Annotated in this window: 18 protein-coding genes and 1 tRNA gene; 11 read left to right on the top strand and 8 right to left on the bottom strand. The window is 71.3% G+C overall.

Translation table 11 applies throughout. The features are described from left to right. Positions 1-95: 95 nt before the first annotated feature. Entirely contained in the window at positions 96-1,592 is a 1,497-nt protein-coding gene (gene rpsA / locus DBP14_RS27030; RefSeq protein ID WP_079312486.1) for a 30S ribosomal protein S1, read from the bottom strand. Between the two features lie 369 nt (positions 1,593-1,961). Between rpsA and DBP14_RS27025 the strand changes: the two genes are divergently transcribed. Next, entirely contained in the window at positions 1,962-2,789 is an 828-nt protein-coding gene (locus DBP14_RS27025; RefSeq protein WP_129309706.1) for a class I SAM-dependent methyltransferase, read from the top strand. Positions 2,790-2,907: 118 nt separating this feature from the next. Beyond that, entirely contained in the window at positions 2,908-5,451 is a 2,544-nt protein-coding gene (hrpB, locus tag DBP14_RS27020; protein WP_129309705.1) for an ATP-dependent helicase HrpB, read from the top strand. A 31-nt stretch (positions 5,452-5,482) separates the two neighbouring features. Here hrpB and DBP14_RS27015 read toward each other — a convergent pair whose 3' ends face one another. The 3 genes from DBP14_RS27015 to DBP14_RS27005 form a co-directional block, all read right to left on the bottom strand. Beyond that, positions 5,483-6,475 (bottom strand): DUF3068 domain-containing protein, encoded by a 993-nt coding sequence (locus tag DBP14_RS27015; RefSeq protein ID WP_129309704.1) that lies wholly within the window; start codon positions 6,473-6,475, stop codon positions 5,483-5,485. Between the two features lie 27 nt (positions 6,476-6,502). Continuing rightward, the gene (locus DBP14_RS27010) at positions 6,503-6,637 is read right to left on the bottom strand and encodes an SPW_0924 family protein (protein WP_129312115.1); all 135 of its coding nucleotides are present in this window, start codon (positions 6,635-6,637) and stop codon (positions 6,503-6,505) included. Between the two features lie 201 nt (positions 6,638-6,838). Then, a complete protein-coding gene (locus DBP14_RS27005; protein WP_129309703.1) occupies positions 6,839-8,677 on the bottom strand; it encodes a lytic transglycosylase domain-containing protein in 1,839 nt (612 codons plus the stop codon). 401 nt (positions 8,678-9,078) lie between these two features. Here DBP14_RS27005 and DBP14_RS27000 point away from each other — a divergent pair, with 401 nt between their 5' ends. After that, positions 9,079-9,927 carry a DUF4184 family protein gene (locus tag DBP14_RS27000; protein ID WP_129309702.1) on the top strand — a complete coding sequence of 283 codons (849 nt, stop codon included), beginning with the start codon at positions 9,079-9,081 and terminating at the stop codon, positions 9,925-9,927. Here DBP14_RS27000 and DBP14_RS36450 read toward each other — a convergent pair. Together DBP14_RS36450 and polA are read right to left on the bottom strand one after the other, a co-directional pair. Then, a complete protein-coding gene (locus tag DBP14_RS36450; protein ID WP_206739362.1) occupies positions 9,854-10,258 on the bottom strand; it encodes a hypothetical protein in 405 nt (134 codons plus the stop codon). The two genes, DBP14_RS27000 and DBP14_RS36450, sit on opposite strands and share 74 nt — an antisense overlap. A gap of 496 nt (positions 10,259-10,754) precedes the next feature. After that, entirely contained in the window at positions 10,755-13,481 is a 2,727-nt protein-coding gene (gene polA / locus DBP14_RS26990) for a DNA polymerase I (RefSeq protein WP_129309701.1), read from the bottom strand. Positions 13,482-13,887: 406 nt separating this feature from the next. Between polA and DBP14_RS26985 the strand changes: the two genes are divergently transcribed. The 7 genes from DBP14_RS26985 to DBP14_RS26955 all read left to right on the top strand — a co-directional run bounded on the left by DBP14_RS26985 (position 13,888) and on the right by DBP14_RS26955 (position 23,405). Continuing rightward, positions 13,888-16,191 carry an FdhF/YdeP family oxidoreductase gene (locus DBP14_RS26985; RefSeq protein WP_129309700.1) on the top strand — a complete coding sequence of 768 codons (2,304 nt, stop codon included), beginning with the start codon at positions 13,888-13,890 and terminating at the stop codon, positions 16,189-16,191. Between the two features lie 69 nt (positions 16,192-16,260). After that, positions 16,261-16,755, top strand: coding sequence for a hotdog fold thioesterase (locus tag DBP14_RS26980; RefSeq protein WP_129309699.1), 495 nt, complete (start codon positions 16,261-16,263; stop codon positions 16,753-16,755). 866 nt (positions 16,756-17,621) lie between these two features. After that, the gene (locus tag DBP14_RS26975) at positions 17,622-18,830 is read left to right on the top strand and encodes a branched-chain amino acid ABC transporter substrate-binding protein (RefSeq protein ID WP_129312114.1); all 1,209 of its coding nucleotides are present in this window, start codon (positions 17,622-17,624) and stop codon (positions 18,828-18,830) included. 107 nt (positions 18,831-18,937) lie between these two features. Further along, entirely contained in the window at positions 18,938-19,867 is a 930-nt protein-coding gene (locus DBP14_RS26970) for a branched-chain amino acid ABC transporter permease (protein ID WP_129309698.1), read from the top strand. A 5-nt stretch (positions 19,868-19,872) separates the two neighbouring features. Further along, positions 19,873-21,693 carry a branched-chain amino acid ABC transporter permease gene (locus tag DBP14_RS26965; protein ID WP_129309697.1) on the top strand — a complete coding sequence of 607 codons (1,821 nt, stop codon included), beginning with the start codon at positions 19,873-19,875 and terminating at the stop codon, positions 21,691-21,693. A 6-nt stretch (positions 21,694-21,699) separates the two neighbouring features. Beyond that, positions 21,700-22,692 carry an ABC transporter ATP-binding protein gene (locus DBP14_RS26960; protein ID WP_241741044.1) on the top strand — a complete coding sequence of 331 codons (993 nt, stop codon included), beginning with the start codon at positions 21,700-21,702 and terminating at the stop codon, positions 22,690-22,692. Beyond that, positions 22,689-23,405 carry an ABC transporter ATP-binding protein gene (locus tag DBP14_RS26955; protein ID WP_129309696.1) on the top strand — a complete coding sequence of 239 codons (717 nt, stop codon included), beginning with the start codon at positions 22,689-22,691 and terminating at the stop codon, positions 23,403-23,405. The genes DBP14_RS26960 and DBP14_RS26955 overlap by 4 nt, the downstream gene beginning before the upstream one ends. A 131-nt stretch (positions 23,406-23,536) precedes the next feature. On the opposite strand, the gene DBP14_RS26950 is transcribed toward DBP14_RS26955, so the two are convergent. Beyond that, a complete protein-coding gene (locus DBP14_RS26950; protein ID WP_129309695.1) occupies positions 23,537-24,196 on the bottom strand; it encodes a response regulator in 660 nt (219 codons plus the stop codon). Positions 24,197-24,297: 101 nt separating this feature from the next. On the opposite strand from DBP14_RS26950, the gene DBP14_RS26945 reads away from it, so the two are divergent. Beyond that, positions 24,298-24,380: transfer RNA gene (locus DBP14_RS26945), tRNA-Leu, on the top strand. 71 nt (positions 24,381-24,451) lie between these two features. Here DBP14_RS26945 and pyk read toward each other — a convergent pair. Next, the gene (gene pyk, locus DBP14_RS26940) at positions 24,452-25,888 is read right to left on the bottom strand and encodes a pyruvate kinase (RefSeq protein ID WP_129309694.1); all 1,437 of its coding nucleotides are present in this window, start codon (positions 25,886-25,888) and stop codon (positions 24,452-24,454) included. Between the last annotated feature and the right edge of the window lie 137 nt (positions 25,889-26,025).

Here is a 26,025-nt window from a genome sequence, read left to right as displayed (position 1 = left end):
CCCAAAAAACACCGAGGGGCCGTACCTCAAAAGGTACGGCCCCTCAGCCTCAACGGCTAAGCCTCAGCGGCTGGGGGTGCCCCCTCTGGGGGAGCTCAGCTCTGGCCCCCGGCCAGCTTCTCGCGCAGCGCGGCCAGCGCCTCGTCCGAGGCCAGCGCACCGGAGGTGTCCGCACCCTCGGAGGAGTACGAACCGCCACCCGCGACCGGAGCGGCACCCGCGGCGTCCCCGCCCTCGGCGGCTGCAGCCGCGTCGGCCTCGCGGGACTTGATGACCTGCTGCTGGTGCTGCTCGAAGCGGGTCTGCGCCTCGGCGTACTGGCGCTCCCACTCCTCGCGCTGCTTCTCGTAGCCCTCAAGCCAGTCGTTGGTCTCGGGGTCGAAGCCCTCGGGGTAGATGTAGTTGCCCTGGTCGTCGTAGGACGCGGCCATGCCGTACAGGGTCGGGTCGAACTCGACCGAGGCCGGGTCGGCACCGAAGGACTCGTTGGCCTGCTTCAGCGAGAGGCTGATGCGACGGCGCTCGAGGTCGATGTCGATGACCTTGACGAAGATCTCGTCGTTGACCTGGACGACCTGCTCCGGGATCTCCACGTGGCGCTCGGCCAGCTCGGAGATGTGGACCAGACCCTCGATGCCCTCGTCCACGCGGACGAACGCACCGAACGGAACCAGCTTCGTGACCTTGCCGGGCACGACCTGGCCGATCTGGTGGGTGCGGGCGAACTGCTGCCACGGGTCTTCCTGGGTCGCCTTCAGCGACAGGGAGACACGCTCGCGGTCCATGTCGACGTCGAGGACCTCGACGGTGACCTCCTGGCCGACCTCGACGACCTCGGAGGGGTGGTCGATGTGCTTCCAGGAGAGCTCGGAGACGTGGACCAGACCGTCGACGCCACCCAGGTCCACGAAGGCACCGAAGTTGACGATCGAGGAGACCACACCGGAGCGGACCTGACCCTTCTGGAGGGTCGTGAGGAACGTCTGGCGGACCTCGGACTGGGTCTGCTCCAGCCAGGCGCGGCGGGACAGGACCACGTTGTTGCGGTTCTTGTCCAGCTCGATGATCTTGGCCTCGAGCTCCTTGCCCACGTAGGGCTGGAGGTCGCGGACACGGCGCATCTCGACGAGGGAGGCCGGCAGGAAGCCACGGAGGCCGATGTCGAGGATGAGACCACCCTTGACGACCTCGATGACGGTACCGGTGACGATGCCGTCCTCTTCCTTGATCTTCTCGATGGTGCCCCAGGCGCGCTCGTACTGGGCGCGCTTCTTCGAGAGGATCAGGCGGCCTTCCTTGTCCTCCTTCTGGAGGACCAGGGCCTCGATCTCGTCACCGACGGCGACGACCTCGTTCGGGTCGACGTCGTGCTTGATCGAGAGCTCGCGGCTCGGGATGACACCTTCGGTCTTGTAACCGATGTCGAGCAGGACCTCGTCCCGGTCGACCTTCACGATGACGCCGTCGACGATGTCGCCGTCGTTGAAGTACTTGATCGTCTCGTCGATCGCGGCGAGGAAGGCTTCCTCGTTACCGATGTCGTTGACCGCAACCTGCGGGGTGGTGGCGGTGGTCTCGGTGCTGCTCGTCATGTGGGAAAGGGCTCCGGTACGGACATTGAAGTCGTAGGTACTGCTACGCCGGGAGCCCGTATCGCTCTGTAGAAGCCGGACAGCCAAGGAAGCGCCCCACCAGACACTGGTGACGGCGCCTCGACAACCGAGGGGACATACAACAGATGCGAGCGCAGCCTGCTACGTCTGAGGTGCGCAGGCCCGCAGCGCAACTTGTAGCATACGGGGGCAGCCGAGCAGGGTCAATGCGCGAAGGCGCACACCCGGGGCAGATCGCCGCATACCCGGCACAAGAAACGTCCCATCACGCCGTGCAGGCGTACGGAACCCCTCCGTGACACGCGCCGCGGCCCGTCGGTTGGACGGAAGAGTACGACGAGGGAGCCGATCATCCAAGAGCCGGAACCGTACGTCCCCGAGGCACCCGAGCCCGAGGCCACCCGGCGTGACGCCGGGGTCGCGGAGAGCGCGCGGGCCAACCGTGGCTGGTGGGACCGCAACGCCGACGAGTACCAGATCGAGCACGGCACGTTCCTGGGCGACGACCGCTTCGTATGGGGGCCCGAGGGCCTGGACGAGGTGGAGGCCGAGCTCCTCGGGCCGCCCGAGGAGCTGAAGGGCAAGGAGGTCCTGGAGATCGGGGCCGGCGCGGCCCAGTGCGCGCGCTGGCTGGCCGCGCAGGGCGCACGTCCGGTCGCCCTGGACCTCTCGCACCGGCAGCTGCAGCACGCGCTGCGCATCGGCGGACCGTTTCCCCTGGTCTGCGCCGACGCCGCCGCGCTGCCCTTCGCGGACGGCTCCTTCGACCTGGCGTGCTCGGCGTACGGGGCGCTGCCGTTCGTCGCGGATCCGCGGGAGGTGCTGCGCGAGGTGCGCCGGGTGCTGCGGCCGGGCGGGCGCTTCGTGTTCTCCGTGACGCACCCGATCCGCTGGGCCTTCCCCGACGAACCGGGCCCGGAGGGGCTCGCGGTGGCGTCGTCCTACTTCGACCGGACCCCGTACGTCGAGCAGGACGACGCCGGCCGCGCGGTGTACGTGGAACACCACCGGACGCTCGGCGACCGGATCCGGGACATCGTGGCCGCGGGCTTCCGGCTGGTGGACCTGGTCGAGCCGGAGTGGCCGGCCTGGAACAGCTCGGAGTGGGGCGGCTGGTCTCCCCTGCGGGGCAACCTGATCCCGGGAACGGCGATCTTCGTCTGCGAGCGGGACTGAGCGGGACTGAAGGCACGCGCGCGTGACGGCTCACGCATGGCGCACACGAGCGTGACGGCTCGTGCACGGCCCACGCGCGCGTAGAGGCTGATTTCCGGGTCGTACGACACTGGGGGGCGTGATCCGTTACGACGCCCTGGACGCACTGCCCGTACGCTCCGCGCTGCCTGTCCTGACCGCGGCCCTGGAGGAGGACGGCACCGCCGTCCTGGTGGCCCCGCCCGGCACTGGCAAGACGACGCTGGTGCCGCTGGTGCTGGCGGGCCTGGTCGGGGGCGGCCCGGCGCGCCGGGTGGTGGTGGCGGAGCCGCGGCGGATCGCCGCCCGGGCCGCCGCGCGGCGGATGGCGTGGCTGCTGGGCGAGCAGCCGGGCCGGAGCGTCGGCCACACCGTGCGCGGCGAGCGGGTCGTGGGGCGGCACACGCGCGTGGAGGTCGTGACGACCGGCGTGCTGCTGCAGCGCCTCCAGCGGGACCAGGAGCTGCCCGGCGTCGACGTGGTCGTCCTCGACGAGTGCCATGAACGGCATCTGGACGCGGACACGGCGGCCGCGTTCCTGTGGGACGTACGGCAGACCCTGCGGCCGGAGCTGGGGCTGGTGGCCGCGTCGGCGACCACGGACGCCCAGGGATGGGCGCGGTTGCTCGGCGGGGCGCCGGTTGTGGAGGCGGCGGGGACCGCGCACCCCGTCGAGACGGTCTGGGCGCCACCCGCGCGTCCGGTACGGCCGCCGGACGGAATGCGGGTCGACCCGGCGCTGCTGGCGCACGTGGCGTCGGTGGTCCGGCGGGCGCTGGCCGAGCGGACCGGGGACGTGCTGTGTTTCCTGCCGGGCGTGGGCGAGATCGCGCGGGTGGCCGCACAGCTGCGGGATGCCGGAGGCCCGGGCGGCGGCGTGGACGTGCTCCAGGTGCACGGGCGCGCGCCGGCGGCCGTGCAGGACGCGGTGCTGGCACCGGGGACGCGGCGCCGGGTGGTGCTGGCCACGTCGGTGGCGGAGTCGTCCCTGACGGTGCCCGGGGTGCGGGTGGTGGTGGACTCCGGGCTCGCCCGGGAGCCGCGGGTGGACCACGCGCGCGGGCTGAGCGGACTGACCACGGTACGGGCGTCCCGCGCGGCGGGGCGGCAGCGTGCGGGCCGGGCCGGGCGTGAGGCGCCGGGCACGGTGTACCGGTGCTGGGCGGAGGCCGAGGACGGGCGCCGGCCGGCCTTCCCCGCGCCGGAGATCAAGGTGGCCGACCTGACGGCGTTCGCCCTCCAGGCGGCCTGCTGGGGCGACCCCGACGCCGCCGGGCTGGCGCTGCTGGACGCTCCGCCGGCCGGCGCGATGGCCGCCGCCCGGGAGGTGCTGCGGGCGGTCGGCGCGGTGGAGCCCACCGGCCGCGCCACCCCGGCGGGGACGCGGCTGGCCCGGCTGGGGGTGCATCCCCGGCTGGGGCGGGCACTGCTGGACACGTCCGGCGGAGGGGCCGAGGTGGTGGCCCTGCTGTCCGAGGAGGTTCCCCGGGAGTACGGCGACGATCTGGAGGCGGCGCTGCGGCGGGCCCGGGGCGGGGACGATGCCTACGGCACCCGGTGGCGTGCGGAGGTACGGCGGCTGCGGTCCGCGGCGGCCGAGTTCGCCCACCCGCCGGTCGACGCGCCCGGGGGTGGGGCGCGGAACGGCAGCCCCACCGCGGAGGTCGCTCCCGCGCGGGCGAATGCCGGGAGGGTCGTCGCGCTGGCGTTTCCCGAGCGGGTGGCCAAGTGGGACGGGGGGTCGTATCTGATGGCCTCCGGGACCCGGGTCGAGGTGGGTGAGGGGTCGGGGCTGCGGGGGTCGCCGTGGATCGTTGTCGCGGTCGCCGGCCGGGGCGCCGGGACGGCGCACGGGCGGGTGCGGCTCGGGGTCGCCGTGGACGAGGACGTGGCCCGGGACGCCGCCTCGGCGCTGGTGGGCGTGCGGGACGAGGTGCGGTGGGCCGAGGGGGACGTCGTAGCCCGGCGGGTCGAGCGGCTGGGGGCCGTCGAGCTGACGGTGCGGCCGCTCGGCGAAGCCGACCCCGCGCTCGTGCGGGGCTCGCTGCTGGAGGGGCTGCGGGAGGAGGGGCTCGGGTTGTTGCCGTGGCCGGCGGACGCCGTACTGCTGCGGCAGCGGATCGCGTTCCTGCGGGCGCACCTGGGGGAGCCCTGGCCCGACGTGTCGGACAGCGCGCTCCACGCGCGCGTGGACGAGTGGCTGGAGCCGGAGTTGAGCCGGGCCCGGCGGCGGAGCGATCTCGCGCGGATCGACGCCGGGCAGGCGCTGACGCGGCTGCTGCCCTGGGCGAGCGGGGAGGCCGCCCGGCTGGACGAGCTGGCGCCCGAGCGGATGGCCGTACCGAGTGGGTCCAGAATCCGGATCGACTACGGCGACCCGGAGCGGCCCGTGCTCGCGGTGAAGCTGCAGGAGATGTTCGGGCTGGACCGGACGCCTGCCGTGGCCGGTGTTCCGCTGCTCGTGCACCTGCTCTCCCCCGCCGGGCGTCCCGCCGCCGTGACCGCCGACCTCGCCTCCTTCTGGCAGGACGGCTACCGGGCCGTACGCGCGGAGTTGCGCGGGCGCTATCCGAAGCATCCGTGGCCCGAGGACCCGGCCGGCGCCGAGCCCACCCGGCACACGAACGCGCGCCTCAGGCGCTGACCGGTCGCCTCGGGCTCTGACCGGTATCGCCTCAGACGCTGACCGGTTCGGGCGTCGCAGTCTCCGTGGGCGCCGGGTCCTCCGGGCGGCGCCCACGTGCCTCCAGCCAGAGGGAGAGGGCGAGGAGCAGCAGACCGAGGGAGAGCAGACCCCACGGCAGGTACGAGGTGAGCATCAGGACGAGTGTGCGGTTGTGCTTGACGAGGGCGACCGTGTGCTCGATGTAGTCCTGGCGCATCTTCACGTCCCCCGCGAACGCGGTGACCCTGTCGCGTCCGCCGAGCAGGGTGCCGCCGCGCAGCTCCTCCTTGTGGAGCTCCTCGCCGTAGACGGGTGCCCCGGTGACCGGTTCGACCCAGAACCTGCGGACGGTGGTGTACCAGCGGGTGGTGCCGGTCTTGGCCACCGCCTCCGGGGTGATGCCCTTGACGGGCATGCTCTTCGGGAGGGGCACCTTGGTCCACGGGACGGTCTGCTCGAAGTAGTAGACCTTCAGGCCCCGGAAGGTGCGCGTCCCCTTGTAGTGGATGGGGTTGGTGGTGCGGGTCTGCGCGTCGAAGTACTCGTAGTCCCGCTTCTGGGTCAGGAAGGGCCACTTGAACTCGATGCCGTCCCGTCTGACGGGGTCGCCGTCGACCATCTCGCCGGTGGCGTGGACGGGGTCCTGGCTGTGCGCGTCGAAGATGTAGCGCTCGGGGACCTTGGAGACCATCTTGCCGTCGGGGCCCTGGACGTAGGACAGACAGTCCCAGACGACGACCGGCCGTCCCGCCGTCCGCTCGATCCGCTGCGCGGCCGCCACGTCGCCCTTGAGGGTCTGCACGATGGTGACCTCGGAGACCTTCTTCGCGCGCATGGTGCCGTAGTCGAGGAGGGTCGCCCCCTTGGCCTCCAGGACCATGTCCTGGTACTGGTTCGCGGGGATCCTGGCCAGCCGCGGAAAGGCGTACCAGCGCATCAGCGGGGACAGCGCCGCGCAGAACACGGCGCAGGCGAGCAGGACCAGGCTTGCCGTGCGGCGCATGGCGGGCTCCCTCCCGGACGGGCGCGGCTAGGGGTGTGCGGGCACGGTCGTCAGCAGCGGCCTGGGGGACGTGCGGCCCGTCGGCGTGCCCACGGCGGTGATCGTCAGGACGAGGGCGAACGCGAGGGCGAGACCGGTTGCGGCGGCGATCAGGGCGCGCATCTCGGCCTCCCGGCGGACGGTTCCTGACGGGTCCTGACGGGTCGTCAGGTCCGGCACGGTAGCAAGGGGCGGCCGAGATGAGAACACGTCGGACAGGAGGAGAAGGGCCGGGCGCGGGACGGCACCCACGAACGCGGCAGGGCGCCGACCGCTCGGGCGGTCGGCGCCCTGCCGCGCGTGCGGGGTTCCCGCGTCGCCTGATTACGGCTTCTGGGACGGGCTCGGGTCCGGCGACGGGCTGGTGGAGGTCCCCGTGCCCGTGCCCGTGTCGGTACCAGTGCCGGTGCTGGTATCCGTGCCGGTGCCGGTGCCCGTGTCGGCGGCCGCGACCGTCAGTTCGACGGTGAGCGTCGCCCCGCCGGTGGTGGTGACGCGGAGCAGGAAGGTGCCGGCGGTGTCGTCCGCGTACAGCTTCGGCAGGGTGAGCAGGCCCTTGTCGTCCGTCTTGAGGCCGGTGAGGGTGCGTACGGTCTTGGTGCTGCCGTCCTTGGGGTCCTTGACCTGGAAGTAGGGGCCCTTGTCGTTCTCGACCGGCTCGGCGGCGGGGTCGTCGGTGGACTTGACGAGGGTTGCGGTGGCCGCGACGTCGTGCGCGATCGCGCCCTTGTACGTCGCCTTCAGCTGGACCTGTTCGGCGAACTCGCCGCCGGGGGTACAGGTCAGCGGGGTGTCGCTGGTGCGGGCCAGGGTGTCGGCCGCGCGCGCGGTGACGGTGGCCGTGTAGTCGACTCCCTTGACGGAGCGGCCCACGACGGCGGTGTGCACGGTGAAGTCGCCGGTCTTCTCGCCCGCCTGGAGCGCCGGCGCGAGTGCCACGCCCTTGGCGTCGGTGGTGACGGTGGCCACGGTCTCGCCGCCGGTGAAGGTGGCGTCGGTGTCACCGGTGATGGTGAACCGGACCCTGACCTTGCCGACGGCCGCGCCGGCCTTCGTCTCGGCCCGGGTGCTGATCCTCTGGGTGAACGCGTCGCCCGCCATCGCGGTGAGCTCGGTCGTACCCGCGTCCTGGAGGTGGTCCACGGTGTCGGTGGGCGTCTGCGGAGTCGGCGGGGCGGGCGGAGTGGGCGGGGCCGGATCGGTCGAGTGGGTGCCGCCGCCCGGCTTGTGCGGGCGCGGAGTCTGCTTCTTCGGGGGCTTCGTGGACGGCGGGGAGGTCTTCGGCGTCTTCCCGGTGCCGGTGTGCGGGTCGTCGCCCGCGGGGGTGTCGCTGCGGTGGGACGGCAGGCCGCCGGTGCCGTCGGGGACGGAGTGGGTGCCCTTGCGGTAGTACTCCAGCCAGGTCAGGACCGTGTTCAGGTACTCCTGCGAGCCGTTGTAGCTGAGGATCGCGCTGTGCAGGTCGGCCTCGCGGGCGAGGTCCCAGTCGTTGCGGCACAGGTAGTGGCCGGCGGCGAGGGCGGCGTCGTAGACGTTGTTGGGGTCCTTCTTGCCGTCGCCGTTGCCGTCGCGGCCGGCCCACCGCCAGGTGGAGGGGATGAACTGCATCGGGCCGACGGCCTGGTCGTAGGAGCTGTTGCCGTCGTACTCGCCGTGATCGGTGTCCTTGATGAGCGCGAAGCCGTTGCCGTCCAGCTGCGGGCCGAGGATGCGGCCGATCGTCGTGCCGTCGGCGTCGACCCTGCCGCCGCGGGCCTGGCCCGACTCGACCTTGCCGATGGCGGCCAGCAGCTGCCAAGGCAGGTTGCAGCCCCGCTTGGAGCCGCGCAGCTCGGTCGCGGCCCTCTTGTAGGCGTCCAGGACTGTGGCCGGTATGCCCGCCTCGGTGGCCCCCGGGGAGACGGGGGTGCCGGTTGCGGCGGGCGGGCTGGGGTCGGGGCTGTTCAGCGGCGGCAGGTCCGTGTAGTACGGCGAGTCGCCCGTGGCGTTGCCGTCGGCACCGGTGTCCGGCGCGGAGGTGGCGGCGCCGGCCGCTGCCTGTCTGCCGTGGTCCTCTCCCGTCGCTCCCGGAGCCTGGGACGCGGACAGTGCCGCGACCGCTGCCGCGGCCACGGCCGTGGTCGCCGCTCCCTTGCGCAGCCGCCTGCCGAAATGCGCCGCCATAGAGTGAACCCCTCCCGTGGACGTCCGGAAACGTCCGTTCCGACCTTCTCCGTCTGTGTGCTCGCCTTGGTCTGACGGTTGACCCGGTGCTCTGGTTGCCCCTGTTCCGCCTTTTCCGCGATGTGACGTGTGTGCCACCGCGCGTCCCGGCGCGACGACCCAGGCGACCCTACGGCAACTTGCTTGGCGGGGGCAGTCGTTCACGCCCGGTATTCACCTCTTGGCCGCCTATGTTCGGCCAGGGTGTGCCGACTGCCGTCCAGGGGGGCGCCCATGGCACGCGGTTCGGCGCGGCGGACGGCCATACTGGGCGGTCCGGTCGCCGGGCCCGCTCGCCAGGCCCGCCCGCCGGGTCCGTGGCAGGGCCGGTGACCGTTCGACGACCGTTCCAGGGGGACCTGTTGCCGTTCACTCTCAGCCATGCGGCCGCCGTTCTGCCCGCGGTCCGGCGTGACGGCGGCGGGCGGGGCCGGCTGGTGGCCTCGGTCCTCGTCGCGGGTTCCTTCGCGCCCGACATGACGTACTACGCGGCGAGTGTCGTGCCCGGCGGGATGGAATTCGGCTCCGTCACCCACTCGTTCGCCGGTGTCGTGAGCGTGGACGCGCTCATCTCATGGGCTCTGGTGGGGCTCTGGCTGCTGGTGCGGGAGCCGTTGGTGGCGCTGGCGCCCCGGGCACGGCAGGGCCGGCCGGCCGCGCTGCTGCGCTGCGGGGCGCCACGCGCGCGCGTGCGGGCCGGGTCCGTGGCGTGGTGGTACGTCTCCGCCGTGCTCGGCGCGCTGACACACGTCGTGTGGGACGCGTTCACGCACCACGACCGCTGGGGCGTCCGGCTGGTCCCGGCCCTCACCCGGGACCGCGCGGGCCTGCCCGGCTTCCTCTGGCTGCAGTACGGCAGCTCGGCGGTGGCGGCGGTGGTGCTGGCCGTGTTCGCCGTACGGGCGCTGCGGCGGGCGCCCGACGGGGAGCCGGCCGGGGTGCCCGTGCTGTCCGTACGGGACCGGTGGTGGGCCGGTGCGGTGGTCGGCGGCTGCGCGCTGGTCGCTGCCGTGCAGCGGGCGTGCCGCTGGTGGGCGTACTGGGGTTCGACGGCCCGGCCGTGGGACCTGGTGCCCACCCTGTGCTTCGGGGCGGGCGCCGGGCTCGTGCTGGGGCTGCTGCTGTACGCCCTCGGGGTCAGGGCCTGGCGTCCGGCCCCGGTCCCGGGCGGGACCCCGGGTTCCGCGCGGGGGCGGACGGTCGTCCGCTGAGGGGGGCCGCGACGAAGACGGTGATCGTGGGTCTCGGGCGCGACCTCGGGACCAGGGCGATCAGCAGCGCGAGGTAGCCGCGGGTCAGGTCGGCCCAGGCGCGCCAGTCGGGGGCGCGGCGGGCCGGTGCGGTTCGGCCGGCGAGTTCGCGGCGGAGGCGTTTGGCGGCTCTGCGGACGGTGAGGGCCAGGTCGGCGGGGATGCGGGCGGTGCTTGCGTCGGCCGCGAAGGCCTGGACCGGCGAGGCGGGGGCGAACGGGGCCGAGGCGGTGACCGCCCGGGCCGGGGTGCCCGCCTCGGGCGTCCGGCGGTGGAGCATGCGTATACCCATGCCCGCATCTTGCGGCCGGGGGGCGGCGGGGGGCGTTTTGGCGGGGGCCACGTGAGTGAAGGGCCCGTCCGGGGGTTTGGCCGGGGGGTGCGGGGGGTGGGGGTGCGTTTGGAGGTTGGGTGGGGTGCTGCGGGGGCGGTGCGCTCTGGTGGGGGGGCGGTGCGGGTGGTTGTGCGGCTGCGGCGGCGTCGCGGCTGGTCGCGCAGTTCCCCGCGCCCCTTCAAGGCACGGCCCGCCCCAGGGCGCGAGGGGTCGCCCCTGTCCGCCCCGTGAGGCGCGGTGCAGGTGGTCGTGCGGCTGCGGCGGCGTCGCGGCAGTCGCGCAGTTCCCCGCGCCCCTTCAAGGCACGGCCCGCCCCAGGGCGCGAGGGGTCGCCCCTGTCCGCCCCGTGAGGCGCGGTTCGGGGGTCCGTGCGACTGCCGCGGCGTCGTGGCTGGGCGCGCCCGCGCGGCGGAGCCGCATATGGACACAGCCCCGCGCCCCTAAGGGGCGCGGGTCAGTGGGCTGCTGATTCCCAGTCGGGGCCTGCGCCTACTGAGACGTCGAGGGGGGCGCGGAGTTGGACTGCGGTGGACATTTCTTGGCGGACGATCTGCTCGGTGGAGGCGCGCTCGCCGGGGGCGATCTCCAGGACGATTTCGTCGTGGACCTGGAGGAGCATGCGGGACTTGAGGTCGGCCTCGCGGAGGGCGCGATCCACGTTGAGCATGGCGATCTTGACGATGTCGGCCGCCGTGCCCTGGATCGGCGCGTTCAGGGCCATGCGCTCGGCCGCCTCTCGACGCTGTCGGTTGTCGCTGTTGAGGTCGGGCAGGTAGCGCCGGCGCCCGAAGAGGGTGGCGGTGTACCCGGTCGCCCTCGCCTCGTCGACCGCGCGGCGCAGATAGTCCCGTACCCCGCCGAACCGCTCGAAGTAGGTGTCCATCAGGGCACGCGCCTCGGCCGCCTCGATGTTCAGCTGCTGGGAGAGGCCGAACGCGGAGAGGCCGTAGGCCAGGCCGTACGACATCGCCTTGATCTTGCGCCGCATCTCCGCGTCCACAGCGTCCCGCTCGACGGAGAACACCTGGGAGGCGACCGTGGTGTGCAGGTCCTCCCCGGAGGTGAAGGCCTCGATCAGGCCGGCGTCCTCGGAGAGGTGGGCCATCACGCGCAGCTCGATCTGGCTGTAGTCGGCCGTCATCAGCGACTCGAAGCCCTCGCCGACCACGAACCCGCGCCGGATGGCCCGGCCCTCGTCCGTGCGGACCGGGATGTTCTGCAGGTTCGGGTCGGTGGAGGAGAGCCGGCCGGTCGCGGCCACCGTCTGGTTGAAGGTGGTGTGGATACGGCCGTCTCCGGCGATGGTCTTGATCAGGCCCTCGACGGTGACGCGGAGCTTTGCCTGCTCGCGGTGCCGGAGCATGATCACCGGCAGTTCGTTGTCCGTCTGGCCGGCGAGCCACGCCAGGGCGTCCGCGTCGGTGGTGTAGCCCGTCTTGGTCTTTTTCGTCTTCGGCAGGGCCAGCTCGCCGAAGAGGACCTCCTGGAGCTGCTTGGGCGAGCCCAGGTTGAACTCGTGCCCGGCGGCCGCGTGCGCCTCCTTCACGGCCTGCTGCACCGCGCCCGCGAACATCTGTTCCATCGCTTCGAGGTGGGCGCGGTCGGCCGCGATACCGGCACGCTCCAGGCGGGCGAGCAGCGCGGAGGTGGGCAGCTCCACGTCGCGCAGCAGGTCGGCGGCGCCCACTTCCTGAAGGCGGATGCCGAAGGCCTCGCCCAGGTCGAGGACGGCGCGGGCCTGGATCATCAGCGCCTCGGCCTCGGCGCCGTCGTCCGCTCCGAAGGCCAGCTGCCCGTCGGCCGCGGCGGCGGGGGCCAGCTCGCGGTGCAGGTACTCCAGGGACAGCGCGTCCAGATCGAAGGAGCGGCGGCCCGGCTTGACCAGGTAGGCGGCGAGCGCGGTGTCCATGCCGACGCCGTCGATGCTCCAGCCGTGCTCGGCGAAGACTCGCATCGCGCCCTTGGCGTTGTGGAACACCTTGGGCCGGCCGGCGTCCGCCAGCCAGGCCGAGAACGCGTTCTCGTCGGCCTCGTCCAGCTCGGCGGGGTCGAACCAGGCGGCCGCTCCCCCGGCGGCGGCGAGCGCGACCTCGGCGACCGAGCCGGTGCCCAGCGCCCAGGTGTCGACGGTGGCCACGCCCAGCGTCCCCGTGCCGTGCTCGGCCAGCCAGGGGGCCAGCTCGCCGGTGCCGAGCACCGTGCCGTCCAGCTCCACACCCTCCGCGACAACGGGTGTGGCCTCGGCCTCCTCGGCGCCGGGGTCGACGGCGAAGAGGCGCTCACGCAGGGACGGGTTGCGGATCTCCAGGGTGTCCAGGACCAGCGCGACGGCCTTGCGGTCGTACGCCGCGCGCTCCAGGTCGGCGACCGTCCTCGGCAGCTCGACCTCGCGCTCCAGCTCGGTCAGCACACGGTTGAGCTTGACCGACTCCAGGTGGTCACGGAGGTTCTGGCCGGCCTTGCCCTTGACCTCCTCGGCGCGCTCGACCAGCTCCGCGAACGAACCGAACTGGTTGATCCACTTCGCGGCGGTCTTCTCACCGACACCGGGGATGCCCGGCAGGTTGTCGGACGGGTCGCCGCGCAGGGCCGCGAAGTCCGGGTACTGGGCGGGCGTCAAGCCGTACTTCTCGAAAACCTTCTCCGGGGTGAACCGGGTCAGCTCCGAGACGCCCTTCGTCGGGTACAGCACCGTGATGTTGTCGGTGATCAGCTGGAAGGAGTCGCGGTCGCCGGTGACGATCAGCACCTCGAAACCGGCGGCCTCGGCCTGGGTGGCGAGAGTGGCGATGACGTCGTCCGCCTCGAAGCCGTCGACCGCGAAGCGCTGGGCCCCCATCGCGTCGAGCAGCTCACCGATCAGCTGGACCTGGCCCTTGAACTCGTCCGGGGTCTTGGACCGGTTCGCCTTGTACTCGGTGAAGCGCTCCGAGCGCCAGGTCTTGCGGGAGACGTCGAAGGCCACCGCGAAGTGCGTGGGCGCCTCGTCACGCAGGGTGTTGGCCAGCATCGACGCGAAGCCGTAGATCGCGTTCGTCGGCTGGCCCGTCGCGGTCGTGAAGTTCTCCGCGGGCAGCGCGAAGAACGCGCGGTAGGCCAGCGAGTGCCCGTCCATGAGCATCAGCCGGGGACGGGACCCGCCGGGGGTCTGGTCGGTCTGCTTCGGTGCTGTCTCTGCCACGCCCCCGATCCTGCCACGGCCCACTGACACTCCGGCCCGGACCACTCGTCGACCGGACCTGGCGCAGGGCGGCCGGCGGGTCCGCCGCAGGGTGGCAGGCGGGCCCGCCGCGGGGTGGCAGGCGGCCCGGCGCAGGGTGGCCGACGGGCCCGGCGCAGGGTGGCAGGCGGCCCGGCGCAGGGTGGCCGACGGGCCCGGCGCAGGGTGGCCAAAAGGGCCCAGCGCGGGGCGGTCGGCGGGCCCCAGCCGGCCGGCGGTGCTGCCCGGCGCAGCACACGCGGCGCCACCGGCGGCTCCCCCGCCGGGCCCGGAACGGGCCGGGCAGCGGCCCGGCGGGTCCGGTTGTCAGTGCCGCGTGCGAGGATCGGTCTCGTACTTTTCATGCCTCGGCGGAGGGGAGCACGGGATGGCGACGAAGCCGCCCAAGGGGGATCCGGTCCAGGACGCGCCGCAGGTCGCGGAGCCGCAGCACGCCGCGGCCGGGCTGCCCGCCATCGGGCACACCCTGCGCATCGCGAGGCAGCAGATGGGCGTGAAGCGCACCGCGCTGACCCTGCTGCGGGTGAACCAGAAGGACGGCTTCGACTGCCCCGGCTGCGCCTGGCCCGAGCCGGACCACCGGCACAAGGCCGAGTTCTGCGAGAACGGCGCGAAGGCGGTGGCCGAGGAGGCCACCCTGCGCCGGGTCACCCCCGAGTTCTTCGCCGCGCACCCCGTCGCCGACCTGGCCACCCGGAGCGGGTACTGGCTGGGCCAGCAGGGCCGGCTCACGCACCCCATGTACCTCCCCGAGGGCGGGGAGCGCTACGAGCCGGTGACCTGGGAGCGGGCCTTCGACATCATCGCCGAGGAGATCACGGCCCTCGCCTCGCCGGACGAGGCCGTGTTCTACACCTCCGGCCGCACCGGCAACGAGGCCGCGTTCCTGTACCAGCTGTTCGCGCGTGAGCTGGGCACCAACAACCTGCCGGACTGCTCGAACATGTGCCACGAGTCCTCGGGCTCCGCGCTCTCCGAGACCATCGGCATCGGCAAGGGCAGCGTCCTGCTGGACGACCTGTACCAGGCCGACCTGATCATCGTCGCGGGCCAGAACCCCGGCACCAACCACCCCCGGATGCTCTCCGCGCTGGAGAAGGCCAAGGCCAACGGCGCGAAGATCATCAGCGTCAACCCGCTGCCCGAGGCCGGCCTGGAGCGGTTCAAGAACCCGCAGACCCCGCAGGGCATGCTCAAGGGCGCCGCCCTCACCGACCTGTTCCTGCAGATCCGCATCGGCGGCGACCAGGCCCTCTTCCGCCTCCTGAACAAGCTGGTCCTGGACACGGAAGGCGCCGTCGACGAGGAGTTCGTCCGCGAACACACCCACGGCTACGACGAGTTCGTCACCGCCGCCCGCACCGCCGACTGGGACGAGACGCTGGCCGCGACGGGGCTCACGCGCGCGGAGATCGAGCAGGCGCTCCGGATGGTCCTCGCCTCCGAGCGGACCATCGTCTGCTGGGCCATGGGCCTCACCCAGCACAAGCACTCCGTCCCGACCATCCGCGAGGTCGTCAACTTCCTCCTGCTGCGCGGCAACATCGGCCGCCCCGGCGCGGGCGTGTGCCCGGTGCGCGGCCACTCGAACGTGCAGGGCGACCGCACCATGGGCATCTTCGAGCGGCCCGCGCCCGCCTTCCTGGACGCCCTGGAGAAGGAGTTCGGGTTCGGGCCCCCGCGCGAGCACGGCTACGACGTCGTGCGGGCCATCCGTGCGCTGCGCGACGGCGAGGCGAAGGTCTTCTTCGCCATGGGCGGCAACTTCGTCTCCGCCTCCCCCGACACCGACGTCACCGAGGCGGCCATGCGGCGCGCGCGGCTGACCGTGCACGTGTCGACCAAGCTGAACCGCTCGCACGCCGTCACGGGCGCGCGCGCCCTGATCCTGCCCACCCTCGGCCGGACCGAGCGGGATCTGCAGGGCAGCGGTGAGCAGTTCGTCACCGTCGAGGACTCCATGGGCATGGTGCACGCCTCCCGCGGCCGACTGCGGCCCGCGAGCCCGCACCTGCTGTCCGAGCCGGCGATCGTGTGCCGGCTGGCGCGCCGGGTGCTCGGCGAGGGCAGCACGGTGCCGTGGGAGGAGTTCGAGAAGGACTACGCGACCATCCGGGACCGGATCTCCCGCGTGGTCCCCGGCTTCGAGGACTTCAACACGCGCGTGGCCCACCCCGGCGGATTCGCGCTCCCCCACGCCCCGCGCGACGAGCGGCGCTTTCCGACGGCCACGGGCAAGGCCAACTTCACGGCCGCGCCGGTGGAGTACCCGGAACTGCCCGAGGGCCGGCTGCTGCTGCAGACCCTGCGTTCGCACGACCAGTACAACACCACGATCTACGGGCTCGACGACCGCTACCGGGGCATCACCAACGGCCGCCGGGTGGTGCTGGTCAACCCCGAGGACGCGCGGGCACTGGGGATCGCCGAGGGGTCGTACGTCGATCTGGTGAGCGAGTGGAAGGACGGCGTGGAGCGGCGGGCGCCCGGCTTCCGTGTCGTGCACTATCCGACGGCCCGCGGGTGCGCGGCGGCGTACTACCCCGAGACGAACGTGCTCGTCCCGCTGGACGCCACCGCCGACACCAGCAACACCCCGGCCAGCAAGTCCGTCGTGGTCCGCCTCGAAGGCCGTCCGGGAGACCGTCTGGAACAATCGGCGACCGACTGAGCGTTTGCTCAGCACAGAGACAGCTGACGGGCGGCGGGCAGCCGGCCGCACGACGAACGGAGCCGGGCCATGGGTGAACAGCAGCAAGTGACGTTCCCGCAGGAGGTCATCGACGAGTACGCCGCGCTCGGCGTCGATCTCCCCGCCCTGTTCTCCGCCGGCCATCTCGGCACGCGGATGGGCGTGCAGATCGTGGAGGCCGCCGCGGACCGGGTCGTCGGCACGATGCCCGTCGAGGGCAACACCCAGCCCTACGGCCTGCTGCACGGCGGCGCCTCGGCCGTCCTCGCCGAGACCCTGGGCTCGGTCGGCTCCATGCTGCACGGCGGCAGCTCGAAGATCGCGGTCGGCGTGGACCTGAACTGCACGCACCACCGGGGCGTCCGCTCCGGCCTGGTGACCGGCGTGGCCACGCCCGTGCACCGGGGGCGGTCGACCGCGACGTACGAGATCGTGATCAGCGACGAGGAGGGCCGGCGCGTGTGCACCGCCCGGCTGACCTGCCTGCTGCGGGACCTCAACGCGTCGGACGGCGCCCAGGCCGGCGGAAACGCCACCTCCTGACCGCCACCTCCTGACCGCCACCTCCTGACTCTGCGTTGCCTGTTGGGCCCTGACCCGCAGGCGCCTCACCCCTCCTGGCCGCCCCGGCCGCGCGTCCGCCCCCGACGATCCCGCGCGGCCCCGGCGCGACCCCGGGGGCGCTCCGGCACCGCCCCGGTCCGCCGCCGTCGTCGTCCCGATAACAAGAGACGAGGACCCGAAGCCGGGCCCCGGGCCGCCCTGTTCCCCCGGCAGCCGCCCAACCCCCCTGGCAGCAGCGGTGGTTGGGCCGCACTCTCACCATGCATCCCCGGCCTCCCGTCCGCCCCGGACACCACGGAGGGCATTTCCCGACCAAACGGAATTCCACCGTCCGCCATCGCTCGCGCAGCGTCACACGTGACGAACAATGATCGATCATTGATCAGGCCCAACCGGATTCCGGAAACTGACCGCCCGGTATTGGCGAATACGACCCTCCCTTTTACGGGTGTAACACTCAGTGACGCACGCGTGATACACCACCGGCGTTTCCTCCGCCACCCGGGAGTCCGTCCGGACCCTTTCCAGGCCCCCTCGCGGGCCCCGCGGCCGGGCAGAGCGCCGTTCGGGCCCTACGGCCGACCGGAAGTGCGGGTTCTCAAAATGTGGACCGATCGGAAATTCCGCCAAAACGGCTGAGAGCCCTCTGTCCGGAAGTCGGTGATCCGTGTCGTCATAACAAGAAAGTCACAAGCCAGCGCACAGCGATGCTCAGGCCTCCACCCCGGGCTTAGAGTCACGGCCAGTCACCGCTCCATCGGGAGTTCGGTACCGGCGCGGCACCCGTCGCACCCCGTACGGGGTGGGAGTGCCTGCGGAAAGGATCGATTGTGCGTAAGCGTTCTCTGGTGATTCTTACCTCCGTGCTGACCACCGGAGCTCTGACTCTCACCGCCTGCGGCTCCCGTGACAAGGACAGCAAGAGCGGCGACAGCGGCAACGTGACGGTCACGATCGGCGTCGACGCCCCCCTGACCGGCCAGAACTCGGCCACGGGCCTCGGCCTCCAGTACGGCGCGCAGATAGCCGTCGACGACGCCAACAAGAACCACACCGTCCCCGGCGTCACCTTCAAGATCCAGGCCCTGGACGACAAGGCCATCCCGGCCACCGGCCAGTCGAACGCCAGCCAGTTCGTCGCCGAGAAGGACGTCCTCGGCGTGATCGGCCCCCTCAACTCCGGTGTGGCCACGCAGATGCAGCAGGTCTTCGCCACGGCCAACCTGGTGGAGATCTCCCCGGCCAACACCGCCCCCGAGCTGACCCAGGGCAAGAACTGGCAGACGGACCCGAAGCGGCCGTTCAAGACGTACTTCCGTACGTCGACCACGGACGCCCTGCAGGGTGCCTTCGCCGCCGACTACGCCTACAACGGCCTCAAGAAGAAGAAGGCCTTCGTCGTCGACGACAAGCAGACCTACGGCGCGGGCCTCTCCAAGATCTTCACGGAGCAGTTCGCCAAGCAGGGCGGCAAGGTCATCGGCACCGACCACGTCAACGTCGGCGACCGTGACTTCTCCACCCTCGTCACCAAGATCAAGAACTCCGGCGCCGACATCCTGTACTACGGCGGCCAGTACGACGAGTCGCAGGTGCTGACCAAGCAGCTCAAGGACGCCGGCGCCAAGATCCCGCTGTTCGGCGGCGACGGCATGTTCACCCCGACCTACATCAAGACCGCCGGCAAGGACGCCGAAGGCGACCTCGCCACCTCGATCGGCGTCCCGGTCGACACCCTGCCCGCCGCCAAGGACTTCGTGGCCACCTACAAGGCCAAGAAGTACCCCGGTGACTACGGCACGTACGGCACGTACTCCTACGACGCCACCACCGCGATCATCAAGGCCGTCGGACAGGTCGTGAAGGACGGCAAGGTCCCCTCCGACGCCCGCTCCCAGATCGTGGACGCCGTCCAGAAGACCTCCTTCGACGGCATCTCCGGCAAGATCTCGTTCGACCAGTACGGCGACACGACGAACAAGCAGCTGACCGTCTACCAGGTCGTCAAGGGCGAGTGGAAGTCCGTCAAGAGCGGCGTCGCCAACCCGAAGTAGATCCACCGGAACACCCGCACCACCATGGGCCGCGCGGCGCAGACCACCGTCACCGCGCGGCCCGCCTTCTACCCCCTTGACTCTCCCCACCACATGGAGGCCATGCGGTGAACACCCTGCCGCAGCAGCTGGCCAACGGGCTGTTCCTCGGCTCGATGTACGGTCTGATCGCCATCGGCTACACGATGGTGTACGGCATCGTCCAGCTCATCAACTTCGCCCACGGCGAGATCTTCATGACCGGAGGCTTCGGCGCCCTCACGGTCTACCTCGCCCTCCCGCACGGCATATCCATGTGGATAGCCCTGCCGGCGATGCTCCTCGGCGGCGCACTCGTCTCCGTCCTCATCGCCGTCGGTGCCGAACGCTTCGCCTACCGCCCCCTGCGCGGCGCGCCACGCCTCGCACCACTCATCACCGCCATCGGCCTCTCCCTCGCCCTGCAGCAGGCCGTCTTCAACTGGTACCCGCACGCCAAGAGCGCCCGGGTCTTCCCGCAGCTGCCGTTCGGGCCGTTCCACGTCGGGTCCGTCACCGTGCAGAGCGGTGACGTCTTCCTGATCGTGGCCGCCCCGATCTCCATGGCCATCCTGGCCCTCTTCGTCCGGCTCTCCCGCACCGGTCGCGCCATGCAGGCCACTTCGCAGGACCCCGACACCGCGCAACTGATGGGCATCGACACCAACCGCATCATCGTCATCGCGTTCGCCATCGGCGGTCTCTTCGCGGCGGTCGCGGGTCTGTCGTACGGCCTCAAGTACGGGTCCGTCTCCTACGACATGGGCTTCATCGCCGGTCTGAAGGCCTTCACCGCGGCCGTCCTCGGCGGCATCGGCAATGTCTACGGCGCCATGCTCGGCGGTCTCGTCCTCGGCATCGCCGAGGCCATGGCCACCGCCTACATCTCCAACATCCCCGGCATGGACCAGCTCGGCGGCCAGGGCTGGGCGCCGGTGTGGGCCTTCGTCCTGCTCATCCTCGTCCTCCTCTTCAGACCACAGGGTCTGCTGGGCGAACGCGTCGCGGACAGGGCGTGAGCGGCATGACCGACACCGAGAAGACCCCCGTCATCCCGCTGCCGCCCGCGCTCGCCCGCCCGCTGGCCGCGGCCGGCGCCGTGGTCACCATCGCGTCCACGTTCATGTCGTGGACCTGGACCTCCGACTTCCCCGGTGACCTGACCGTCTACGGCTACCCCGCGGGCCTCCAGGTGATCACCCTGGTCAGCGCGCTGATCGCCCTGGCCTACACGCTCGCCGGTTACAACATCCGCGGACTGGAGCGCATCAACCCCAGCGGCAGCAACAACACGCCGGCCCTCTTCGCACTCGGCACGTTCGGTGTCGTCTGGTACACGGTCATCGCGATCGCCGTCGACCTCAACGGCCTGGTCAACGTGGACCCGGGCGGTTTCGTCGCCGCCGTGGGCTCCCTCGTCCTCGCCGTCGGCGCGCTCGGCCTCACCCTCGACCGCAAGACCGAGGAATCGCTGACCAAGCCGTCCTGGGCGGAACGACGCTTCCTCGGCGTGTTCCACCACGCGCTCCGCTTCCTGCGGCTGGCCAAGCCCGCGCTCCCCCGCACGCCCCGCGCCAAGACCGCGGTGGAACGGATCATCATCACCGTCGGTACCGGGATCGGGCTGGTCGTCTTCACCTACGGCATCGGCATCGACAACCAGGCCAGCGAGACCTTCATCGGCTACCTCATCGCCATCGGCCTCGGCGCCTGGGCCCTGACCCACGCCGGCCTCCTGGAGCGGTACTCCACCCTGTGCGCGCGGCACAAGGGCTTCGCCGCCACCCTCGGCTTCGTCGCCGCCGTGATCTTCCCGTTCACCCAGAGCGAGGACCACAACGCCAACGTCGGCGTCAACATCCTCATCTTCGCGACCGTGGCCCTCGGCCTGAACATCGTCGTCGGCCTCACCGGCCTCCTCGACCTCGGCTACGTCGCCTTCCTCGGTGTGGGCGCCTACGCCGCCGCGATCGTCTCCGGCTCCGAGTACTCCCCGGTCTCCGGCGTGCACTTCCCCTTCTGGGCCGCCGCGCTCACCGGCATGGCCGCCTCGCTGGTCTTCGGTGTCCTCATCGGCGCACCGACCCTGCGACTGCGCGGCGACTACCTGGCCATCGTGACCCTCGGTTTCGGAGAGATCTTCCGTATCACCGTCAACAACCTCGACGGCACCTCCGGTCCGAACGTCACCCGCGGCCCCAACGGCATCACCCAGATCCCCGACCTGGACATCTTCGGGTTCCAGCTCGGTGAGGCCCACGACTTCGCCGGATTCCACCTCGGCCGGTTCGCCAACTACCTGTTCCTGATGCTGATCGTCACCGCGATCGTCGTCCTCGTCTTCACCCGCGCCGCCGACTCCCGGATCGGCCGCTCCTGGATCGCCATCCGCGAGGACGAGACCGCGGCGACCGCCATGGGCATCAACGGCTTCCGCGTCAAGCTGGTCGCCTTCGCCCTCGGCGCCTCCCTCGCCGGCCTCGCCGGCACCGTCATGGCGCACGTCAACTTCAGCGTCAACCCGCAACCCTACCAGTTCGCCGGCGCCGCCCCGCCCAACTCCGCGTTCCTGCTCGCCGCGGTCGTCCTCGGCGGCATGGGCACCGTCAGCGGCCCGCTGCTCGGCGCCGCCGTGCTCTACCTGGTCCCCGAGAAGCTCCAGTTCCTGCAGAACTACGAGCTGCTCGCCTTCGGCCTCGCCCTCGTCCTGCTCATGCGGTTCCGGCCGGAGGGCATCATCGCCAACCGCCGCCGCCAGCTGGAGTTCCACGAGATCGGCCAACTCGACGTACCCGACCAGAAAACCCTGACCGACGAACCCGCCGGCACCAAGGCAGGGGCGTAACGAACCATGACGACACCTGTACTCCAAGCCCGTGACGTCACGATGCGCTTCGGCGGCCTCACCGCCGTCAAGTCCGTCGACTTCACGGTCAACAGCGGCGAGATCGTCGGCCTGATCGGCCCCAACGGCGCCGGCAAGACCACCTTCTTCAACTGCCTCACCGGCCTGTACGTCCCCACCGAGGGCACCGTCGCCTACGAGAGCAAGGTCCTGCCGCCCAAGCCGCACCTGGTGACCCAGGCCGGCATCGCCCGTACCTTCCAGAACATCCGGCTCTTCGCCAACATGACCGTTCTGGAGAACGTCCTCGTCGGCCGGCACACCCGCACCAAGGAAGGCCTGTGGTCGGCACTCGTGCGCGGCCCCGGCTTCCGCAGGGCCGAGAAGGACTCCGAGGCACGCGCGATGGAGCTCCTGGAGTTCGTCGGACTCGACGCCAAACGCGACCACCTCGCGCGCAACCTCCCCTACGGCGAGCAGCGCAAGCTGGAGATCGCGCGGGCGCTGGCCTCCGAGCCCGGCCTGCTGCTCCTCGACGAGCCGACCGCGGGCATGAACCCGCAGGAGACCCGGACCACCGAGGAACTCGTCTTCGCCATCCGGGACCGCGGCATCGCCGTCCTCGTCATCGAGCACGACATGCGGTTCATCTTCAACCTGTGCGACCGGGTCGCCGTCCTCGTCCAGGGCGAGAAGCTCATCGAGGGCACCTCCGACGTCGTCCAGGCCGACGAGCGTGTCGTCGCCGCCTATCTCGGCGAGCCCTTCGAGGGCGAGCCCGGGCAGGCGGAGGTGGCGGAGGTCGAGGCGGCCGAGGCCGACGCCGCTGAAGCGGCGGAAGCGGCTGACACGGCTGACGCCGAGGCGGCTCCCGAGGCCGAGGCCGACGGCGGCGACGACAGCGCCGGCGACGGGAACGGCGACGACACCGCCCCCGCCGCCGAGAGCGAGACGGCCGCCGAGGAGAGCACCAGCACCACCAAGGGAGAGCCCCAGTGACCGCACTGCTGGAGGTCGAAGACCTCAGGGTCGCCTACGGCAAGATCGAGGCCGTCAAGGGCATCTCGTTCAGCGTCGAGGCCGGCCAGGTCGTCACCCTCATCGGCACCAACGGCGCCGGCAAGACGACCACCCTGCGCACCCTCTCGGGCCTCCTCAAGCCCACCTCGGGGAAGATCGTCTTCGACGGCAAGCCCCTGACCAGCATCCCCGCGCACAAGATCGTCGCCCTCGGGCTCGCGCACTCCCCCGAAGGCCGGCACATCTTCCCGCGGCTGACCATCGCCGAGAACCTCCAGCTCGGGGCCTTCCTCCGCAAGGACAAGGACGGCATCGAGAAGGACATCCAGCGCGCCTACGACCTCTTCCCCATCCTGGGTGAGAGGCGCAAGCAGGCCGCCGGCACCCTCTCCGGCGGCGAACAGCAGATGCTCGCCATGGGCCGCGCCCTGATGTCCCAGCCCAAACTGCTCATGCTCGACGAGCCCTCGATGGGTCTGTCGCCGATCATGATGCAGAAGATCATGTCCACCATCGCCGAGCTGAAGTCCCAGGGCACGACCATCCTCCTGGTCGAGCAGAACGCCCAGGCGGCCCTCTCGCTCGCCGACCAGGGCCATGTCATGGAGGTCGGCAACATCGTCCTGTCCGGCAGCGGCCAGGACCTGCTGCACGACGAATCGGTACGCAAGGCGTACCTCGGCGAGGACTGAACACCCTCCGCCGCACACGACGAGGCCCGCGCCCCCTTCTCCGGGGCGCGGGCCTCATCCGTGCCGGGACGTGAGTCCTGCCCGGCTCGATCCAGCCGGACCGAGTCCAGCCGGGCCGAGTCCAGCCGGGCTCAGTCCTTCTTGGCGGCCTTCTTCTCCTCGCTGTCCGCGATGACCGCCTCCGCGACCTGCTGCATGGACATGCGGCGGTCCATCGAGGTCTTCTGGATCCAGCGGAACGCGGCCGGCTCGGTCAGCCCGTACTCGGTCTGCAGGACCGACTTCGCCCGGTCCACGAGCTTGCGGGTCTCCAGCCGCAGGGTGAGGTCGGCGACCTCCTTCTCCAGCTCCTTCAGCTCCGTGAACCGCGAGACAGCCATCTCGATCGCCGGGACGACATCGCTCTTGCTGAACGGCTTCACCAGGTACGCCATGGCCCCGGCGTCCCGCGCCCGCTCGACGAGGTCGCGCTGCGAGAAGGCGGTCAGCATCAGCACCGGGGCGATGGACTCCTCGGCGATCTTCTCGGCCGCGGAGATGCCGTCCAGCTTGGGCATCTTCACGTCCAGGATCACCAGGTCCGGCCGGTGCTCCCGGGCCAGCTCCACGGCCCGCTCACCGTCCCCGGCCTCACCGACGACCGTGTAGCCCTCCTCCTCCAGCATCTCTTTCAGGTCGAGCCGGATCAGCGCCTCGTCCTCGGCGATGACGACACGGGTCGTCAGCGGAGGCACGTGCGACTTGTCCTCATCAGGCACGTCAACGGGCTGGGGCGACTCGGGGGAGGTCACGGGGGCTCCTTGGTGCGGGCCGGGCAGGTTCTGCTGCTTATGCAGCCTACCTAGAGGCGGGCGGCCGCGGTGACCCGGTATGCTTCCGACCAGCCAGTCCCGCCGGGTTGGTGGAACGGTATACACGGAGGTCTCAAACACCTCTGCCCGTGAGGGCTTGCGGGTTCGAATCCCGCACCCGGTACCGAGAAAAGGCGGAGGAACACGTTCGCGTGGTCCTCCGCCTTTCGGCGTACCCGGGGCCATGCCGACCGGCTACTCCGGGCGGTCGTCCTCGCCGATGCGGTGGACGCGGACCATGTTCGTGGAGCCGGAGACGCCGGGCGGCGAGCCCGCCGTGATGATCACGACGTCGCCCTTGTCGCAGCGGCCGTACTTCAGGAGCAGTTCGTCGACCTGGTCGACCATCGCGTCGGTGGAGGCCACCGCGGGGCCGAGGAAGGTCTCGGCACCCCAGGTGAGGCTGAGCTGGGAGCGGGTGGCCGGTTCGGGGGTGAAGGCGAGGAGCGGGATCGGGGAGCGGTAGCGGGAGAGGCGGCGGGCGGTGTCGCCGGACTGGGTGAAGGCGACCAGGAACCGGGCACCGAGGAAGTCGCCGGTCTCGGCGGCGGCCCGGGCGACGGCGCCGCCCTGGGTGCGGGGCTTGTTGCGCTCGGTCAGGGGCGGGAGGCCCTTGGCGAGGATGTCCTCCTCCGCCGCCTCGACGATGCGGGCCATCGTGCGCACCGTCTCGACGGGGTGCTTGCCCACGCTCGTCTCGCCGGACAGCATCACCGCGTCCGTGCCGTCGATGACGGCGTTGGCCACGTCGGATGCCTCGGCGCGGGTCGGGCGGGAGTTGTCGATCATGGAGTCGAGCATCTGGGTCGCCACGATGACGGGTTTGGCGTTGCGCTTGGCGAGTTTGACGGCCCGCTTCTGGACGATGGGGACCTGTTCGAGGGGCATTTCGACGCCGAGGTCCCCGCGGGCGACCATGATGCCGTCGAAGGCGTCGACGATCTCCTCGATGTTCTCGACGGCCTGCGGCTTTTCCACCTTCGCGATGACGGGGAGGCGCCGGCCCTCTTCGCCCATGATGCGGTGCACGTCCTCGGCGTCCTTGCCGCTGCGGACGAAGGACAGGGCGATGACGTCGAAGCCGGTGCGCAGGGCCCAGCGGAGGTCGTCCTCGTCCTTGTCGGAGAGCGCGGGAACGGAGACGGCGACGCCTGGGAGGTTGAGGCCCTTGTGGTCGGAGACCATGCCGCCCTCGACGACGCGGGTGTGGACGAGGGGGCCGTCGACGGCGGTGACTTCGAGGCAGACCTTGCCGTCGTCGACGAGGACGCGTTCGCCGGGGGTGACGTCCGCGGCGAGGCCGGCGTAGGTGGTGCCGCACCGGTGGCGGTCGCCTTCGACGCCGTCCTCGACGGTGAGGGTGAAGGAGTCGCCGCGTTCAAGGAGTACGGGGCCTTCGCCGAAGTGGCCGAGCCGGATCTTCGGGCCTTGAAGGTCGGCGAGGATCCCCACGCTGCGGCCGGTCTCGTCGGAGGCCTTCCGTACCTGGTGGTAGCGCTCCTCGTGCTCGGCGTGGCTGCCGTGGCTGAGGTTGAATCGGGCGACGTCCATTCCGGCCTCGACGAGTGCCTTGATCTGGTCGTACGAGTCGGTGGCGGGCCCCAGGGTACAGACGATCTTTGCTCGGCGCATGCAACGAGCCTAGGGCTTACCGATGGGTAGATATTTGGCCCTTCATGACTGCTCAACAACCTTTCCGTACAGCGTTCTTGACAAGTGTTGAATTGTGCGACGGGCCGCTCCTTTGAGCATGGGCGGACCGCAATGGC

It is taken from the genome of Streptomyces sp. L2 (assembly GCF_004124325.1).
In the GTDB taxonomy this organism is placed as follows: domain Bacteria; phylum Actinomycetota; class Actinomycetes; order Streptomycetales; family Streptomycetaceae; genus Streptomyces.
The sequence above is the reverse complement of the archived record's forward strand: the minus strand, read 5'-3'. Positions and strand labels throughout refer to the sequence as shown.